19 protein-coding genes are annotated in these 17,705 nt (G+C 70.1%); 12 read left to right on the top strand and 7 right to left on the bottom strand.

Translation table 11 applies throughout. The features are described from left to right. Nucleotides 1–103: 103 nt before the first annotated feature. Nucleotides 104–448, bottom strand: coding sequence for a DoxX family protein (locus ACFXK0_RS07785; protein WP_379409127.1), 345 nt, complete (start codon nt 446–448; stop codon nt 104–106). An 80-nt stretch (nt 449–528) separates the two neighbouring features. Between ACFXK0_RS07785 and ACFXK0_RS07790 the strand changes: the two genes are divergently transcribed. Beyond that, nucleotides 529–1,395, top strand: coding sequence for a sigma-70 family RNA polymerase sigma factor (locus ACFXK0_RS07790; RefSeq protein ID WP_379409128.1), 867 nt, complete (start codon nt 529–531; stop codon nt 1,393–1,395). 95 nt (nt 1,396–1,490) lie between these two features. On the opposite strand, the gene ACFXK0_RS07795 is transcribed toward ACFXK0_RS07790, so the two are convergent. Further along, complete coding sequence (locus ACFXK0_RS07795; RefSeq protein ID WP_379409130.1) at nt 1,491–1,970, bottom strand: HAD-IIIC family phosphatase; 480 nt, start codon at nt 1,968–1,970, stop codon at nt 1,491–1,493. 210 nt (nt 1,971–2,180) lie between these two features. On the opposite strand from ACFXK0_RS07795, the gene ACFXK0_RS07800 reads away from it, so the two are divergent. Further along, on the top strand, nt 2,181–3,404 hold the full coding sequence (locus ACFXK0_RS07800; protein WP_379409131.1) for a PucR family transcriptional regulator: 1,224 nt from the start codon (nt 2,181–2,183) through the stop codon (nt 3,402–3,404). A gap of 56 nt (nt 3,405–3,460) precedes the next feature. Here the strand turns inward: ACFXK0_RS07800 and ACFXK0_RS07805 are convergent, their stop codons facing one another. From ACFXK0_RS07805 to ACFXK0_RS07815, 3 genes are all read right to left on the bottom strand, one after another. Further along, nucleotides 3,461–4,684, bottom strand: a complete 1,224-nt coding sequence (locus tag ACFXK0_RS07805) for an esterase/lipase family protein (RefSeq protein WP_379409133.1) — start codon at nt 4,682–4,684, stop codon at nt 3,461–3,463. A gap of 202 nt (nt 4,685–4,886) precedes the next feature. Then, nucleotides 4,887–6,254, bottom strand: a complete 1,368-nt coding sequence (locus tag ACFXK0_RS07810) for a lipase family protein (protein WP_379409135.1) — start codon at nt 6,252–6,254, stop codon at nt 4,887–4,889. A 206-nt stretch (nt 6,255–6,460) separates the two neighbouring features. Then, nucleotides 6,461–7,690, bottom strand: coding sequence for a lipase family protein (locus tag ACFXK0_RS07815; protein WP_379409136.1), 1,230 nt, complete (start codon nt 7,688–7,690; stop codon nt 6,461–6,463). 284 nt (nt 7,691–7,974) lie between these two features. Here ACFXK0_RS07815 and ACFXK0_RS07820 point away from each other — a divergent pair, with 284 nt between their 5' ends. From ACFXK0_RS07820 to ACFXK0_RS07835, 4 genes are all read left to right on the top strand, one after another. Then, complete coding sequence (locus ACFXK0_RS07820; RefSeq protein ID WP_379409138.1) at nt 7,975–8,226, top strand: hypothetical protein; 252 nt, start codon at nt 7,975–7,977, stop codon at nt 8,224–8,226. Nucleotides 8,227–8,312: 86 nt separating this feature from the next. Continuing rightward, nucleotides 8,313–8,801 carry a DUF2599 domain-containing protein gene (locus ACFXK0_RS07825; RefSeq protein WP_379409139.1) on the top strand — a complete coding sequence of 163 codons (489 nt, stop codon included), beginning with the start codon at nt 8,313–8,315 and terminating at the stop codon, nt 8,799–8,801. Nucleotides 8,802–8,823: 22 nt separating this feature from the next. Further along, nucleotides 8,824–9,492 (top strand): SDR family oxidoreductase, encoded by a 669-nt coding sequence (locus ACFXK0_RS07830; protein ID WP_379409140.1) that lies wholly within the window; start codon nt 8,824–8,826, stop codon nt 9,490–9,492. A gap of 338 nt (nt 9,493–9,830) precedes the next feature. Beyond that, nucleotides 9,831–10,076: a hypothetical protein gene (locus ACFXK0_RS07835; RefSeq protein WP_379409142.1), complete on the top strand. Its 246-nt coding sequence runs from the start codon at nt 9,831–9,833 to the stop codon at nt 10,074–10,076. Between the two features lie 69 nt (nt 10,077–10,145). On the opposite strand, the gene ACFXK0_RS07840 is transcribed toward ACFXK0_RS07835, so the two are convergent. Together ACFXK0_RS07840 and ACFXK0_RS07845 are read right to left on the bottom strand one after the other, a co-directional pair. Then, entirely contained in the window at nt 10,146–11,030 is an 885-nt protein-coding gene (locus ACFXK0_RS07840; RefSeq protein WP_379409143.1) for a helix-turn-helix domain-containing protein, read from the bottom strand. An 18-nt stretch (nt 11,031–11,048) separates the two neighbouring features. Further along, nucleotides 11,049–11,282, bottom strand: coding sequence for a DUF397 domain-containing protein (locus tag ACFXK0_RS07845; RefSeq protein ID WP_379409144.1), 234 nt, complete (start codon nt 11,280–11,282; stop codon nt 11,049–11,051). Between the two features lie 354 nt (nt 11,283–11,636). On the opposite strand from ACFXK0_RS07845, the gene ACFXK0_RS07850 reads away from it, so the two are divergent. From ACFXK0_RS07850 to ACFXK0_RS07875, 6 genes are all read left to right on the top strand, one after another. Then, complete coding sequence (locus ACFXK0_RS07850; protein ID WP_379409145.1) at nt 11,637–11,870, top strand: hypothetical protein; 234 nt, start codon at nt 11,637–11,639, stop codon at nt 11,868–11,870. A 90-nt stretch (nt 11,871–11,960) separates the two neighbouring features. Then, nucleotides 11,961–12,395: a CBS domain-containing protein gene (locus tag ACFXK0_RS07855; RefSeq protein WP_379409147.1), complete on the top strand. Its 435-nt coding sequence runs from the start codon at nt 11,961–11,963 to the stop codon at nt 12,393–12,395. A gap of 55 nt (nt 12,396–12,450) precedes the next feature. Then, nucleotides 12,451–13,725 carry an aminotransferase class V-fold PLP-dependent enzyme gene (locus tag ACFXK0_RS07860; RefSeq protein WP_379409148.1) on the top strand — a complete coding sequence of 425 codons (1,275 nt, stop codon included), beginning with the start codon at nt 12,451–12,453 and terminating at the stop codon, nt 13,723–13,725. Between the two features lie 33 nt (nt 13,726–13,758). Next, a complete protein-coding gene (locus ACFXK0_RS07865; RefSeq protein WP_379409149.1) occupies nt 13,759–15,000 on the top strand; it encodes a heavy-metal-associated domain-containing protein in 1,242 nt (413 codons plus the stop codon). Further along, nucleotides 14,997–16,394: a decarboxylase gene (locus ACFXK0_RS07870; RefSeq protein WP_379409151.1), complete on the top strand. Its 1,398-nt coding sequence runs from the start codon at nt 14,997–14,999 to the stop codon at nt 16,392–16,394. Before ACFXK0_RS07865 ends, ACFXK0_RS07870 begins: the two co-directional genes overlap by 4 nt. Then, complete coding sequence (locus ACFXK0_RS07875) at nt 16,394–17,704, top strand: pyridoxal-phosphate dependent enzyme (protein ID WP_379409152.1); 1,311 nt, start codon at nt 16,394–16,396, stop codon at nt 17,702–17,704. The genes ACFXK0_RS07870 and ACFXK0_RS07875 overlap by 1 nt, the downstream gene beginning before the upstream one ends. Nucleotide 17,705: the final 1 nt, after the last annotated feature.

Genomic DNA, 17,705 nt, shown 5'->3' on the forward strand with positions numbered 1-17,705 from the left:
ACGGGGGTTTGCCACCGGGGGGGCTGCCTGGGGGGGGGGGGTGTAAGGGGGGGGTCGGCCCGGGGGGGGGGGGGGGGCGCGGGCGGGCCCCCCCACCACCGCCTCAGGCCACGGCCAGCGTCAGCGCGGCCGCGGCGAGCAGCAGATACGGCAGCGGATAGCCGAGGTGGCTGTAGCAGCGCGCTCGCCAGACGGTGAGTTCGGCGCCGAGGAAATACAGCACCAGCCCGGCCGCGGCGGCGATCGCCAGCGGCCGCCAGGCGAGCCCGGCCAGCAGCGCGAGGCCACCGGCTGCCTTGATCACGGCCAGCGGGGTGAGCGCCCAGGGCGCGACGCCGTAGCGGCGCATGTTCTCGCGGACCCAGCCGGCGCCGACGACGTCGACCGCCGCAGCGATCAGCGGGGCCAGCGCGGCGAGCACGGTGACGACGACAAAGCTCGTGTGCACGATGTGGTTCCTCCGGTCTACGGTGAGCGACGGCGACCGCCGTCCATCCGAGGACGAACGGGCCGGCCGAAAGGTGACCGATGCACCCGGATGCGCTCGCGCACGCCTTCGAACAGCGTCGGCACCGGCTGCGCGGCCTGGCCTACCGGATGCTCGGGACCGCCGCCGAGGCCGACGACGTCGTCCAGGAGGCGTGGCTGCGGCTGGACCGCGTCGCGGCCGGCGAGATCGGCGATCTCGACGGCTGGCTCACCACGGTCGTGTCCCGGATCTGCCTGGATCTGCTGCGCGCACGCGGCAGGCGGGGCGAGACCCCGGAGGTCGACGACGTGCGAGCCACCGGTCCCGGCGCCGATCCCGAGGACGACGCGCTGCTCGCCGACGAGGTCGGTCGCGCGTTGCTGGTCGTCCTCGATGCGCTCGGCCCGGCCGAACGGGTGGCGTTCGTGCTGCACGACCTGTTCGCCGTGCCGTTCGCCGAGCTCGCCCCGATGCTCGGGCGGACACCGGCCACGACCAAGAAGCTCGCCAGCCGGGCCAGGCTGCGGGTGCACGCGCCCGCGCGGATCGCGACCACCGAACTGGCGGCGCAGCACGCGGTGGTGGCCGCCTTCCTGAAGGCGGCGCGCGAGGGTGATCTGGCGGGCCTGCTGGCGGTGCTCGCGCCCGATGTGGTGCGGTCGGCCGATCCGGCGGCGCTCCCGCCGGGGATGGCCGCGCTGGTCAGGGGCGCCGCCGCGGTGGCGGAGGGCACGATTGTGCTGCGGCAGCGTTCGCGTGAGGCGGCGCTGGTGCTCGTCGACGGCAGGCCCGGGCTGGTCGTGGTCCGCGCGGGCAGGCCGCTGTTCGTGGTCACCTTCGTCGTGCGGGCGGGACGGATCGACGCCTACGACGTGGTCGCCGACCCGCACCGGCTGGCCGGTCTCGCTCTCGCGCTACTGCCCTGACCTCGGGACCTGATTCGGCACGCTGTGCACAATTGCACTCGACGCATACCCGCAGCGCTTGCGGGAACTCCTCGCGCGCAATCGAATTCGCGCCGTCAGCGGGCGGGAACCCGCGCGAAGCCGAGCGGCGGCGTCGGGAGCGGACCCGACCGCAGGTCGTGGCGGAAATCCGGCAGCAGAGGCAGCATGTCGACATTGCGTGCGGCGTAGCAGCGCACCATCGGCAGCGCCCGCGAGACCTCGGCGCGTTCCACCGGTTCGGCGTCGACGAAGGCCAACCCGTCCAGGCCGAGGCCGAGGGTGTCGGCGATGCGCACGATCGACGCGGACTTGCGGCCCCAGCCGATCTCGACCGCCGAGAACACCTCGTAGAGGCCGTGCCGGTAGAGCGCGCGCAGGGTACGCGCACGATCTCCGCGCGCGGCGACGGCATGCAGCAGGCCGCGCTCGCTCAGCTTCGTCAACGTCCGCACTGCCTGTGGGCGCAGCGCGGTGCTGGTCCCGTCGTGGATCACACCGTCCCACAGGGTTTCGTCCAGTTCCCAGACCAGACAACGGACGGCAGGTCGCATCATGGTGCCCCTATCGGTTCGTTCCGGCGCGGTGAACTCTACAACCCCCGATTGCGATCGACCAGACTTGTGACTGGTCACCAACGCGGCCGTGGGACGTCATCGGCGTACCCATAAGCGGACAATCCATTCCACTTCGGGCGCCCGTTGGCTAGGGTGAAGGCGCTGGACGGCGGGGGGGTTACAGCCGGAAACAGGCGAAGGGAACCACAGATGTCCGTTGACAACCCACCCCGGCAATCGCTGACGATCTCCGGGCGGCCGATGTCCTCGCCACTCAAGGATGTCCGGGCCCTGTCGCGGCAGATGGTCGGTCACTTCGTCGCCAATGTCGCCCCCTGCGGCACGTTGCCCGGCGACGCCATCTCCGGTGACGTCACCACCATCACCCGCATCTGCCTCGAGTTCGCGGTCAGCATGCTCGACGGCCGCGACATCCCCAACACGCTGCAGCGCCTGCAGGACGCCGCCAGCGGCTGGGCCAGGGAGGGCGTGCCGATCGACACGATCCACCACTCGATTTCCGAGGGCTTCAAGATCGGCCTGGACCTGGTGGTGTCGAGCGCGTCGGTGAAGGACTACGACAACCTGGTCGACGGCATCAAGGTGGTGATGGAGCTGCTCGACACCATCACCGCGCAGGTCTCGCTGGCCTATGTCCGCGAGCTGCGCGGCGTCGTCAGCGAACACCACACCGCGGTGCACACGCTGACCTCCGCGCTGCTGGGTGGGCACAGCACCTCCACCATGGCCCGCGAGTGCGGCATCGCGATCGCCGACACCTACGCGGTGCTCGCCCTGGCGATCCCGCCGCACCGCGAGGAAGCCAACCCGGCGCTCGACGCCAAGGTGGTGGCCCGCCGCAAGCTGCGCCGCGTCCAGGCCGAGCTGGCCAAACGCTGCGGTGAGACGGCACTGTCGCTGCTCAGCGTCGACGGCGGCACCGTGCTCATCCCGGCCGAGACCTTCGATCGCGACGGGCTCGCCGCCCTGGTCGCCCAGCTCTCGCACGCCGCCCAGGTCGGGATCACCGCGGCCATGGTCGAGACCTCGAGCACCGGGGTCCCCGACGCCGCCGACCAGTCCCACGAACTGCTCGACATGGTGCAGCGCCTGGAGGTCACCTCCGGGCTGTACCGCTTCGACGAGCTCGCGCTGGAGTACCAGCTCACCCGTCCCGGCCCGGGCCGGGAGTTCCTCGGCTCGCTGCTCGATCCGCTGGATCAGTACCCCGAGCTGCTCGAAACACTGCAGCGCCACATCGCCAACAACCTCAACCGGCAGCGCACCGCGCGCGTGCTGCACGTGCACACCAATACCGTCGACTACCGGCTCAAGCGGATCGGTCAGCTCACCGGCTTCGACCCGACCCAGCCCTCCGGCCTGTGGTACCTGCGTTCGGCGCTGGTGGCCCGCAGCTACCGCAGCGCTGCCTGACGATCCCGACGATGAAGGCGCTGCCCGCCGATCGCGGGCAGCGCCTTCATCGTGTGTCACTCGCCGCTGCCGCTGCTGCTTCCGCTGCTGCCGCTGCTGCTTCCGCTGTCGCCGCTGCCGCCGAGCAGCCACGGGTTGCTCGCGCAGACCAGATCCGGGTGGCCGGCCGGGTCCAGCGCGCGCAGCGCGATCGAGAGCGCGCGCGGGGAGTACATCATCGTGAGATGGTCGGAGAGGTCCTGTTCGCAGCCTTCCTGCAGGGTGATGTTGTCGACGGTGGCGCCGGGGCCCGCCTGCAGGAACGTCAGTTCGTAGGGGTTGGTGACCTCGTCGTAGCGGGTGCCGACCACGGTGTAGTCGACGCCGGCGACGGTGTCACCGTTGGCGTTGAGCTCGTTGACGAAGTCCGAGCCGATGGTCTGCTGGATGCCGGAGTGCCCGACGAAGATCTCGACCAGGCCGAGCACGTCGATGCCGAGGTTGTTGATGGCCCGGCCCAGCGCGCCGATACCGTCGAGGCTGGTGCCGTGGTGGGTGGCGCCGTAGGTGATGAGGTTCTTGACCTTGGCCGCGCCGCCGTCGTACTTGGTGTACCAGTTGGCCATCGACCCGCCCTGGGAGTGGGCGACGATGTCGACCTCGCCGGCGCCGGTGGCCGCGAGGACCCGGTCGACGAAGGTGGCGAGCTGGTCGGCGGAATCCTGGATGAGACCGGTGCCCATCACGCCGGGCAGCAGCGAACCGAGGCCGCCGCCCTCGACCAGGCCGGAGCGGCCGTAGTTGAAGGTGAAAGTACACAGCCCGGCGTCCTTGATCGGCTGGCCCATGTACGCGTAGCTGTTGTAGGCGTTCATCCAGGTGCCGTGCAGCAGCACCACCGGGCGCGGCTTGTCGGCGGTGGGCTTGCAGCCCCAGTCGTTGGCGCCGGGGGGCGCCACGTCACCGTGGGAGAGCCCGTAGGCGAACGCGTCGAGGAACGCGGTTTTGGCCGGTCCGACGCCGATGGTGTCGGTGGCCTTGGAGCCGGAGGATCCCGAGCTGGATCCGGAACCGCCGTAGCAGTTGCCCGATCCGTTGCCCGAGCCGGCGCCACTGCCGGAGGTGCAGGCCGAGCCGGTGCCGGCGACCGGGCTGCCCGACATCACTTCGGCGAGATCGTGTTCGGTCGGCGCGGCGGCCGGAGACGCGGAGGCGCCCCCGCCACCGAGGGCGAACGCGAGTGCGCTGACGCCGGTGAGCACCGCCGTCTGCACTGTGCGTCTGCGACTGGGAGATTTCATCGTCTGGGTTGTCTTCCTGTGCGATTCGATAATTCGTCAGCCCTTTTCTGGAGCGGCGAACGAATGGCTCGTCGAAACCGAAACGAACATAAAGCCGGGAATTCACGAAATCGGGCCGCCCACCTTTGTTCTGGGCAGGTCACCGCACTCCCCGGAAAACCCCATGATCGCGCACAGGAATTTTTCGGCTATCTCTCGCGGCTCAGCATTCGCTGCGGGCCGCGACCCCCTGCAACCGCTCGTCCAGCCACAGCATCGCCTCCGGATAGCCGGTGACCGCGCCGATCACGTGTTCGCCGAAGACGCTGCGGTACACCGCGTTCGCGCCCAGCGAGCACTGTTCGTTGTAGAGGTTGCGGGCCCCGGACGCCGGGATCCAGAACTCCTGTTCCCCGTTGTAGATGTAGAGCGGTGCCGTCGAGCGCAGCCCCGCCATCCGGGTGATCTCGTAGATCTCGACGGCCAGTTCCGAGCGCAGCGGATCGATGATGTTGGCGCCGATATCGATCGGCAGTTGCAGCACGCCGGGGATCGCGAACACGCCGATGCACTGGTCTTTCATCGGCGAGGTCGCGACCCAACGCGCGAGATTGTTCATCGCGGACAGGATCTCGGGGCGTTCGCGGCCGATCGCGAAGGTCGCCGCCATGAATACCCCGGAGGCGAGATTGGCGTTCATACTGCGCGAGAGGATCTCGAAATCGGCGGGCACACCGCCCAGGGCCGCGCCCACGATCACCTCGGCCAGTTCCGGTGCGTAGGGCTCGATCAGCTTGACCGCGCCATGGGTGGCGATGGCACCGCCGGAATAGCCGGTCATCGCGAACCGGCTCGTGTCGAAGGCCGGGTCGGACCCGCGCACGGCCCGGATCGCGTCGAGCACCGCGTGCCCGGCCGTGTACGGCTCGGCGTAGGCCATCCACGGACCTTCGTGGTCCGGTACCAGCACCGCGTATCCGCGCAGGGCTGCCAGCTGGGTGGTCGGCGGGAAGAAGTCGGTCGAATTGGTGTCCCAGGTGAGGCCGTGCGCGAGGGTGTAGCCCGGGGTGCAGGCGCGGCCGAGGGCGTCGATGGGCAGATTGTTGACCAGGACCGGGCGGTCACCCGGGCCCGTCCAGTCGGTGGCGGGCACCAGCAGGGTCGCGGTGGCGAAGGACGGGCGGCCCAGCGCGTCCTCGGTCCGGAACTTCAGCAGCGAGGCCGACCGCAGCGGCACCAGCGCCAGCGGGCCCGCGGTGGCCCTGATGTCACGGACCTCGATCAGTTCGCCGGGCGTCCGGTCGGCCAAACCGTCGGGCCACTGGTCGAACATCGGGTCACCGACCGGTGACGGCAGCGCCGCGGCATGCAGCGCGGCCAGCTCCGCGGCGGAATCGCCTGCGGTGGCGTCGGTCTGGATCGGCGAGGGGATGATCCGATCGATCCAGCGTTGCAGGTCGGGCAGGAAGCCGGGCGAACCGGGCTGTGGCACCGGGAATTCGGGTGTCGGTGGCGGCTCGGCCGCGGCGGTGCCGACGGCGAACGAACAGAGCAACACGATCGAGCTGGCAAGCACACGCAGAGATCTCATGGCACACACGCCTTCGGGTGGCGACGGAATCGTCGACAGACGTGACGTGTTGCGGTGCTTCGAATCCCGCCGAACCTCCCCCAAGAACGCCCGCCGTCAGTGCACCAACGGTAGCCCGCGCGGCGGTGCGGTCCGGGCGTCGTGCCCGAGTCGTGTGCGCACCGCCGCCCGATCGCAACAACGCGCGCGGCCGGCGGTGGTCTCGCTCAGCAGGTGCTGGGTGCCGGTTCGCCGCGCAAGCGCGCGTCGAGCCAGCCCACCGCGGACGGCAGTCCGAGCACAGCGGCGGTCAGGTGATCGGGGGTCGGGGTCGATTGGGTGACCACCGGCGCGCCTGCCGCGCACCATCGGCGCATCGTGGCGGTGATCGCGTCGACGGGGATCAAACCGTCGATGGGCGAATGCCATTCGAACACCGGCATGGTCGGCGCGCCGTCGTAGAGCTCGAGGCTGTTCTCCTCGACCACCGCGTGGGCGCGTGGATCGTCGACCAGCGAGGTCGTCGCCGCGAAGTCGAGGATGCCGTGACCCGCGCCCACGCTGAGGATGTCGTTGGTGCAGGCGTTCGCGATCGCGGCACGGGCCGCCAGTCCGCGCGGGTTCATCTGCTCGCTGATCGGAAAGCGTTCGGGATACTCCCGTTCCAGCCCGATCCCCGCCGCCAGCGCCAAGCCGAAGACCGGGTGCGGGCCGAACCCGAGTCCCTCCAGCATGGTGACCAGGTTCATCGGAACCCCGCCCATCGCCGCGCCGGCGATCTCGACATCGGGCGCGTAGGCCGGTTGCAGGGCGGCGGCCCACGCGGTCGCCATGCCGCCACCGGAGTAGCCGGCCATCGCGATCCGGCTGTGCGCCACCCGCAGCTGCTCGACCTGCCGGATCGCCCGGATCCCGTCCAGCGTCACCTGGCCACCCAGTTTGGCCGCGCCATAGGCGTAGTTGGGACCGAGGTGATCGGGCAAGGCCATGGTCCAGCCGCGGCGCAGGGCGATATTCCAGAAGACCGCCTCGCGCACCATCAGATTCGGGTCGTCGGTGTAGAGCACCTTGGACACCGAGCACTGCACGCCGAGGCCGTTGATGATGTGCTGATAGGACAGCACCGGCGCGTCGGCGGGCTGGTTGTTCGGTTGCAGGACGGTGGTGGTCGCGGCGATCGGGTCGCCGGTGGAGTCGGTCGAACGGAACTGGATCAGGGTGACGCTCGTGTCGGGGAACATCGCCAGCGGCGGCATCGCCCGGACCGCGAGCACGTCGCCGGGACGATGCTCGGCCAGGCCGGCGGGTTGGGCGTAGATCGGATCGGGATCGGCGGCCGGGTAGAGCGGTGCGCTGTGCCCCGCCGTGGCCGGGACGAGTGCCGACAGCATCGCCACCACCACGCCCAGCACGACCCGCCCTGGCCGGGCGTGTCCTCTCGCGCCAATCCAGGTCATCCGGTTGTCCCCTCCCGTGTCGTTGCGGTCGATGCCGATCGTGACCGGTACCGTGGCCCGTCGGCGCCGGTTTGCCGAGACATCGGCGAGGCTCACAAATCAGGTATGACGATGCTGTGACCGGAGGCAGGGCGGCGCTGTGCCCGTATGGTCGATGCACCGCGGCGCCACCGGACGAACTGTGAGATATCCAGGCGAAAACCAGAACATGTTCCGCTCGATGGTTCAGGCCCTACTGTCGAGTAGGAAGGCGCTCACCAGCGCCGGGGCAGAAGGAGCACGCCATGATTCGCACCGACGAGAACATCGCCGCGACCCAGCGCCACCTCGACCCGAACGAGATACCGACGCGGCGGATCACCGTCTACTTCGACGGCCCCACCCCGCAGGACGCGCTGGTGCTGCAATACGCGGCGACCCAGGCCGAGGCCTGGGAGTTCACCTCGGCGGCAGTGGCGGCCGGTCTGCTGGTGACCGTCGACGGTCGCGTCGGGCCCGGACTGCGCCGCCTGCCCTGCAGTTCGCTCTGGCACTGATCCGCAAGCCACCGGCACCGCCCGGCCCGCCGCACTAGGCTGGCCGGGCGGTGTGCGTCTACGCCGCGGGAGACCAGGAGGCGTTCGTGACACGGTGGTTCCACCGAACCGCGCAGGCACTGTGCGCGATGACCGTTCTCACCGCATGCGGCCCGGCCGGCGACGAACCCGCCGCCCCCGCCACCACGACCTCGTCCCCCACCCGGACCACCCTCGACACCCCGGTCACCATCGCACCACCCACCACCACCGTGGACCCCTATGCGGGACTGCCACTGATCGACTCGGTGAGCTGGACCGAGAGCGTCGACGGTGCCCGGCTGCAGGTCTACCCCACCGTCGCCGGCCGCAAGACCACCGCGCCCACCGCCGAACAACTCGCCTGGCAGGAGATCCTGGCCCTGGACGCCACCGCGGACGCACCGGGCATGTACGACCAGTTCCGCTGCCACTGGGTGTGGGCGAGGATGGTCGCGCCCGACAAGCCGAGCTGGAATCTCGAACCGTGGCGGCCGGCCGTCGGCTATCCGGCCACGGTGTCGGCCAATTGCAACCCCGGCGGCCCGGAACGCTGACCGCCCGAAAGGAGCACCTCGCATGCGCATCGTCATCTCCGGCGGACACGGCAAGATCGCCCTGCTGCTGGCGCAGCGGCTGACCCGCCGCGGCGACCAGGTCAACGCGCTGATCCGTGATCCAGCCCAGGCCCCCGACATCGTCGCGACCGGCGGCGTCCCGGTCATCTACGACATGGAGCGCGATTCCGCCGCCGACCTGGACGCCGCCATCGCCGGGTCGGACGCGGTGGTCTTCGCCGCGGGCGCCGGGCCGGGCAGCGGCGTCGAGCGCAAGTACACCGTCGATCTCGGCGGATCGGTCCAGCTCGCCGCGGCCGCCGAACGGACCGGCGTGCGCCGGTTCGTGCAGATCTCCACCATGGGCGCCGGCGTGGCGCCCGCGCCGGGGACCGACGAGGTGTGGGCCGCCTACCTCGACGCCAAGACCCGCGCCGAGCAGGATCTGCGCGCCCGCGCACTCGACTGGACGATCGTGCGGCCCGGCAGGCTGACCGATACGGCAGGCAACGGAATGGTCACGCTCGGACCGCCGCCGATTCCCCGCGCCGATATCCCGCGTGCCGACGTGGCCGCCACACTTGCGTCGATCTTGGTCGCGGACAACACTTTTCGGCGGACACTCGAACTGGTCTCCGGCGCGGTGCCGATCGACACGGCGATAGCCGCCTTGCCGATAGCCGAAAATTAACTATCGCAATCCAATTCCCATTTCGCAGCCACCCGCATCACCCCGTCGACAGGGTCGCGACAGCCATTGTCATCGATGAACCGCCGGTCACACGCCCGCGCCTCGCGAGGCCTGGCCGATCACGGGAACACAACCGGGGATTCGCCGCTCAGAAGCTTGAAAATGCGCAGCATCGAGACGCAATCGATCGTGCAGATGTGCTTGCATCCGAAAGTCTCCCCGTCCTAAACTCAGGGCCGCAACACAATTCAGGGGATAGTCAGGGGAGGCCGCGAGCGGCATACCCGGGGTATTAGTTGCCCTGGGTTTGCCACTGCCTAATGCACAGGGGCGCTCATATGAACAACACCAAGGGCCGGTTCGGCCTCGCCGATCGCACTTTTCCCGTTGCCGCGGGATTCTCCAGAGAAACCGCGATCGCCTTCGTCATCGATGCCGTGGAATCCACCGGTGCCGCGACCCGCAACGATTTCGATATCGACCGGATCGTGACGACCGCGCACGAGATGGCCGACGACTGGGACCTGCAGACGCTGGCTCCCGATACTTTCTGGCGGATCGCCGCAGGCTGTATCCGATACTGACCCGCTGGACCGGCACGACAACGCCGACCGGCACGATGGCCGGTCGGCGTCAGCGGCGCTGCCGAACGATCACGCTCGCTCGGAGTAATCCAGCAGGATCTCGCGCGAGCGGTCCGGCCGTGCGGCCTGCACGCTGAGCTGGTCCATCACCGACAGGTACAGCGCCAGGTCCTGCCTGCGATCGAGGTACAGCGCACTGGTGAGCTGCTCGAGGTAGACGATGTCGGGCAGCTCGGGTTCGGCGAAACGCAGGATGGAGAACGAACTCCCCGCCGCCGCGTGCCCGCCGGCCGAGTACGGCAGCACCTGCACGGTCACATTCGGCAGCAGCGACAGGTCGGCCAGGTAACGCAGCTGCGCCCGGTGCACCTCGCGCCCACCGATCGGACGGTGCAGCACCGCCTCGTCGATCACCGCCCACACGACCGGCGGGTCGACCCTGCGCAGGACGTCCTGGCGGAGCTGGCGGACCTGCACCCGGCGTTCGGTGTCGGGGTCGTCGAACCCGAGGGTCACGATGGCCCTGGTGTACTCCGGCGTCTGCAGCAGGCCGGGCACCAGCTGGGCCTCGTAGGTGCGGATCTGGCTGGCGGCCTGCTCGAGACCGAGGTAGGTGCTGAACCACGACGGCAGCAGATCGCTGTAGCGATGCCACCAGCCGGGTTCGCTTGCCTGCCTGGCCAGTTCGAAGAAGGATTCACGCTCCCCGACGTCGTGCACACCGTAGAGGGTGAGCAGATCACGGATGTCGCGTTCCTTGAAACCGGTGCGGCCCAGCTCGAGTCGGCTGATCTTGGCGTGCGAGCCGCGGATCGCCTCGCCCGCGGCCTCACGGGTGATGCCCTTGCCTTCGCGGAGCTTGCGCAACTGGCCACCGAGTGCGATCCGCAGCACGGTGGGGCCGCGGTCGACAACCGGTTGTACGCGACCGATCTCGTCGGGTTCAGCCGTCATGGACGCCGATATTACCGATCACTGGGTCAGATAGTCGAACTCTCCGGCCTTCGCGCCGCGGATGAACGCGTCGATTTCGGGCCGGGTGTAGTAGATCACCGAGCCCTGGGGGTCGCGCGAGTTGCGTACGGCCACCGAACCGTCGGTCGCCTCGGCGAGTTCGACGCAGTTTCCGCTGGGGTTGCTGTAGGTGCTCTTTCGCCACGCGCCGACGCCCGGGCGTTCGCGCTGATCATGGTGGATTCCGGACACGCCACACTCCTCGTTCTCGAATGATGCCCATCGGTACGAACTTTGCAGATGCACGCTCAAACGTTCTTGCATATGCATGTTTCGACGCGGACACTAACACGCCGGACCACACCGCGCACCGGTCGGTACTTACCCGGCGTCACGGCCTGCGGAGTCACCGAAGAGGTGACGTCCAGTCCCCTGAATTCGCAAGCGCCACAAGCCGATCGAACCGCCGACACGCCGAGAGCGGGCGTCCAGATGTTCTTGCATCTGCAAAGGAATCGGCCGTAGACTCGGCGCTCTAGATCACCGGATGGTCGACGGCAGAACCAGCCGGACCGACCCGCCGGCGCCGGATGCGAGGGGCCTCGGATGAGCAGTCCGTTTCGAACACCCCGCCGGATCTCGGCCGGAACCACCGGCCTCGAGATCCCGCGACACGTCGGTGCGGCCGTCGCGCCGCCCACCGCCTGCAACGACGAGCCGCACAGTCTCACCTATCGCCAGGCCCGCGAGATGTTACGTCAGCACGATGTGCACGGACCGCAGTGCAGGCAGTGGCTGGCCGCGGCGGCCTATCTCTCGGCCGGCCTGGACGACGAATAGCTCCGGCTGTAACGTCCCCGTGCTGGTCAGCGCCCCGCCGGCGAGGCATGCTGGTAGGCGAACGGCCGGTGCGACCCAGGTGAGTGGCCCATGCGGATAGCTGAGATCCTGCGGAACAAAGGAACGGCGGTGGCCACGGTGCCACCCGGGACCACTGTGCGCGCCCTGCTCGGCGTGCTGGCCGAGCACAATATCGGCGCGGTGGTGGTGTCCCCCGACGGTGCGGCGATCGACGGGATCGTCTCCGAACGCGATGTCGTGCGGCGGCTGCACGCCGACGGCGCCGACCTGCTGGATCGGCCGGTCACCGACATCATGACCGCGCAGGTACGCACCTGCGGACCCGACGATCACGTCTCCTCGCTGCGGCATGTGATGACCGAGCGGCGCATCCGGCACATGCCGGTGGTGCAGCAGGACCGGCTCGTCGGGATCGTGAGTATCGGCGACGTGGTCAAGAGCGAGATCACCGAACTCGCCGAGGAACGCGGGCACCTGGTCGACTATCTGCAGGGCAGGTACTGACCACCTCGACCGTTGTCGAGGCCGAAACGTGTTGTCCGCGCGTATCGTTGAACGCGTGCACCCCCTCCGGCCCGAGCTCGCCGTCGCCGCGACCAGGCACGCGCCGACCCCGGTGCCCGCCGGGATCCGCGACCGCTTTCCCGCGCTGGCCGAGCCCGGCGTGGTGTATCTGGACAGCGCGGCCACCACCCAGAAGCCGGAGACCGTGATCGCCGCGATCACCGGCTACCACCGCACGCACACCGCCAACGCGGGCCGCGGCACCTACGGCTGGTCGACCGCGCTGGCCGCGCGCGTCGCCGCGATCCGTACCCGCGCGGCCGGTTTCCTCGGGGCGCGGCACCCGGACGAGATCGTGTTCACCGGCGGAGCGACCGCCGGCCTGGGCACGATCGCGCACAGCTGGGGGCTGGCCGAGCTCGGCGACGGTGACGAGATCCTCTACAACCCCGCCGATCACGCCGCCAATGTGCTGCCCTGGCATCACCTGCGCGACACCCTGGCCCGGTTCGGCCGCCGGATCGTGCTGCGCCCCTACCGCAGCACCCTGGCCGGCGAGGCCGACACCGACGACATCCTCGCCCAGGTGGGTCCGCGTACCCGGCTCATCACCACCAGTCACCTGCATCACGTCTACGGCGGGCTGAGCACCCTCGAGGAACTGCGCGGCCGGATCGATCCGGCGATCCTGCTGTGTTTCGACTGCTCGCAGAGCGGTGGGCACCTGCCGGTGGACGTCACCGCGCTCGGCGCCGACTTCGCGGTGTTCGCCGGGCACAAGATGTTCGCCGCGCCCGGCACCGGTCTGCTGTACTGCCACCGCCGGGTGCACGACCGGCTGCGGCCGTTCCTGCCGGGCGGCGGTTCGGGGGTGCGGGTCACCGAGACGGGCCTGACCGGCTCCGGCATGCCGGCCCTGCTGGAGGGCGGCACACCCAATCTGCCCGGAATCCTCTCGCTCGCACCGGCTTTCGATCTGCTCGACGAGGTGGATCTGTTCGCGGTCGCCGCGCACAACCGGGAGCTCACACTGCGCCTGATCGCGGGTCTGCGCCCGATTCCCGGGCTGGAGTTCCTGCCGGGGCCCGCACACGCCGGGTGCGCGGTCGGCTACGGGATCGTCTCGTTCACCCTCGACGGGATCGGCGCGGCCGATCTCGGCTTCGTACTGGCCGATGCCGGGTTCCTGGTCCGGACCGGGGCGCACTGTGTGCCCGCGGCCGAGGACGGGGACGGCTCGGTGCGGGTGAGCACCCACCTCTACAACACCCTCGACGAGATCGACCGATTCGTCGCCCACGTGGCCGGTATCGCCGGTCACGGGCGGTGAGCTACGACCTGTCCCCCGAGCCGAGGAGTTCCGATGGGCCCGTCCCCCGCGCCGCACTACGACCGCCGCGCCGTCTCCCGGATTCTGTCCCGGCTGGCGGCCCCCGGTCTGTTCACCCCCACCGAAGCCAGGTTACCGATGCGGATCATGGTGCGCGCCACCGCATTACGCCCGGAAGCGGGCAAGACGCTGACCGAGTCGCAGCGGCTGTATCTGGAACGGTTCATGCGGCCGTGCCGGCCCGAGCAGGTGACCAGCGCGACCCATCGCATCACCTGGACCGACTCCGCGGGCATCCCGAACACCGGGTACTTCCACACCGCGGGTGCCGGGCCCGAACTCGCCGTCCTCGCCCGGGAGGCCGTGCTCACCCTCTGGCGCGAACTGGCGGCCTCGGCGCTGGCCGAACGCGCCGCCGCGCTGCCTGCCGGCGATCAGGCCGTGCTCGCCGGCACCACGACCGATCACGATCCGCTGGAGATCTTCCGGGTCGGGGTCGAGGCGGCCGGGCGCGCGCTGGTCCAGCACGGGCTCGTCGCCGGCGGCACCCCGTATCGAGACAGCGCCGAATTCGCCAGGGGCCTGCGCGATTCCGGGATCTTCGCCGCGGTCGCGACCCGCTGGTTCTGGGAGCTGCAGGCCTCCACCTACCGGCGCGGCATGATCCCGGTACGCCTGGAGACGCAGCCCGACGGCCGGGTGCGCTACACCGCCGATTCCCTGGCCGTGCTGCGGGCGATGAAGGAGCAGACCATCGCCGAGGCACACGCGGTGATGCACCGGGCACGCTCCGAGGAGGGACTCGACACCGAGGAGGCGGTGGCGAAATACCATGACGACCTCGATCTGATCTCCCGCCAGTACGCGTTGCTGCCGCCCGGTGCCCGGCCCGCGTGTCCGGCGGCGGTGGACAGCGGCGGCGGGCAGGTGCTGGCGACGGTGGTCGACCGGTTCGTCGACGCGGTCGCCGCGCTGGCCGGCACCGTCGAGGTGGTGGCCGACACCACCGAACCCGTGCCCGGCGGTGCGCCGCGCGCTGACGACGGCGTGTTCTACGTGCCCGATATGAGCTGCAGGCACTGCGTGCGCACCATCACCGCCCTGCTGGAATCGATGCGGATCCCGGTGCTCGAGATCGACCTGGAGTCCAAGCGGGTGGTGGCGCCGGTCCGCAGCCCCCGGCATCGGGTCCGGGTGTTCGAGGCGCTGCGCGACGGCGGCTACAACCCCGTCGACGAGGCGCCCGCACCGGTACCCGGCGCGTCGGTGGGATGACCCCGCCCGCCGTCCCCGCCGCGCTCGGGCCACTCGCCGCACTGTTCGTCGAGGATCCGGACGCGGTGCGCGCCGCGCTGCGGCAGTTCGGGTCGCCACTGCACCTGGTGTTCCCGCAGGCGTTCACCGGCAACCTCGCCGCGCTGCGCGAGGCACTCGATCGTGCGCGGCTGGGCTACCGAATCTGCTACGCGCACAAGGTGAATCGTTCGGCGGCTTTCGCCAGGACCGCCGCGCACGCCGGCATCGGCATCGATGTGGCCTCGGCGCCGGAGTTGCGTTCGGCGCTCGATGCCGGGTTCACCGGCGACCGGATCGAGGCGACCGGTCCCAAGGGCGCCGGGATGCTCGCGGCGGCCCGGGCCGCGGGCGTCACCGTGAACGTCGACAATCTGTGGGAGCTCGAGACCCTCGCCGGACTCGGCGCCACCGAAGTCCTGTTGCGGGTCTCGGGCTTCGCGGGCAGCGCGCCGAGCCGGTTCGGTGTCGACCTCGCCGAGTTCGGCACCGCACTGGCGCTGCTGGTCCGGCATCGGGACCGGGTGCGGCTGCGCGGTGTCGCGTTCCACCTCGACACCGCGTCGACCGCCGAGCGGGTGCGCGCCGTCGAGGAATGCCTCGCGCTGATCGAACGCGCGTACGCCGCGGGCCTGACCCCGACCGTGCTCGACATCGGCGGCGGGCTGCGTCAGGTCTTCACCGCCGATCCCACGGGCTACGACGCCTACGATCACGCACTGCGCGCCGGGCTGCTCGGTCAGGGCCCGGTGCTGCACTGGGGCACCAGCACTTTCGGCTATCACGTGGCCGACGGCGTGGTCCACGGTGGCGCGGTGTTCCACAAGTACGCCAATACCGACCCCGCGCCCGCGCTGCTCACCGAGCTGCTCACCGCCCCGCTGCCCGGTCACGGCGGCCGGGAGCTGGGCAAGGTCCTGGCCGACAATCTGCTCGAGCTGTGGCTCGAACCCGGCAAGGCGCTCGTCGACCAGGCCGGGATCACCGTGGCCCAGGTCGAATTCGTCAAGCGGGCGGGCAACGGCGCGCGGCTGGTGCATCTGAACCTGAGCCGCGACGCCGTCACCGCCGCCGACCAGGAGGTACTCATCGACCCCCTTGTACTCACCGAACCGGCCGAATCTGCGCCTGCCGGAGTGTATTTCGCCGGGCACCTGTGCCTGGAGCGGGATCTGGTGACCCAGCGTCAGGTGCGGGTCGAGCGGATGCCGGTTCCCGGCGACCCGGTGGTGTTCGCCAATACCGCCGCCTATCACACCGATCTGTCCGCGGCCGGGGCCAGCATGCACCCGGCCCCGGCCAAGATCGCCGCGGTGTGGCACGACGGCCGGTTCGTGCTGTGCCCCGACGCGGACTACCGGCCCGGGGCGCGGTGATGATCTACTCCCACATCACCGAACTCATCGGCGACACTCCCCTGCTGCGCCTCGACCCCGCCGTCCACGGACTGCCCGGCGTCGAGCTCTACGCGAAGCTCGAATCACACAACCCGTTCGGGTCGGTCAAGGACCGGGTCGCCTGGGCGATGATCCGCGACGATCTCGACCGGATCGCCGGACGCGGCCAGTCGTTCATCGAGGCGTCCAGCGGCAATACCGCCAAGGCGCTGCGGGTGCTGGGCGCGCTGCACGGGATTCCGTTGCGCGCGGTCACCAACCGCATCCGGGTGACCGAGGTGCGTCAGCTGCTGCAGTTGCTCGGCACCGAGATCGTCGAGCTGCCCGGCTTGTCGGAATGCCCCGATCCGCACGCGGCCGACGACGTCTCGGCGGTGATCGAGCAGACCACCGGCCAGGCCCCCGAGCGCTGGTTCCATCCCTCGCAGTACACCAACGAGCGCAATATCGCGGCGCATCACGACGGCACCGGGACCGAGATCGCGGCCGACCTCGCCGCGGCCGGAATCGCGCGGCTGGACTATCTGATCGGCGGTCTCGGCACCACCGGATCCACCCGCGGCACCGCGACCGCGCTGCGCGCACAGCACCCCGACCTGCGCACCGTCGGCGTGGTCTCGGACCGGTTCGACTTCATCCCCGGCATCCGATCCGAACGCGAGATGTGGGATGTCGGATTGTTCCGGCCCGGCTTCTACGACGAGATCGTCACCGTCGACTCGGCGACCGCGATCGAGGCCACCCTGGATCTGGTCCGCGGGTACGGCGTGCTGGCCGGGCCGACCAGCGGCGCGGGCTACGCCGCCGCGCTGCGCACCCTCGCCGCGGCGCCACGGCCCGTCGACCGGCCGCTGGTGGCGGTGCTGATCGTGTGCGACCGGCTCGAACCCTATCTGTCCTATGTCGCCAAACGCAGGCCCGACCTGTTCGGCAAACCCGCCGCCCCGGACCCACCCGGTCCCGAGGAGGCCGCGCCGGTGCTCGCTCCGGACGAACTGGCCGAACTGGACCGCACCGGCAGGCCGACGGTCGTCGACACCCGCGGCGCGATGGCCTATCGCGTCGGGCACGTACCGGGCGCGGTGAACATCCGCGACGACCACCTCGACGAACTGCTCGCCCAGGGCATGCCGTTCTCGCGGTCGCGGCCGGTGGTGTTCGTGTGCCCGGTCGGTGAGACCTCGCTGCGGTTCGCCGCGCTCGCCCGCCGCGCCGGATACGACGCGTTCAGCCTCGCCGGCGGGATCGTCGCCTGGCGCGACGCCGGCCTGCCGCTCGAACGCGGCTGAC

This window comes from Nocardia sp. NPDC059177, assembly GCF_042755165.1.
In the GTDB taxonomy this organism is placed as follows: domain Bacteria; phylum Actinomycetota; class Actinomycetes; order Mycobacteriales; family Mycobacteriaceae; genus Nocardia.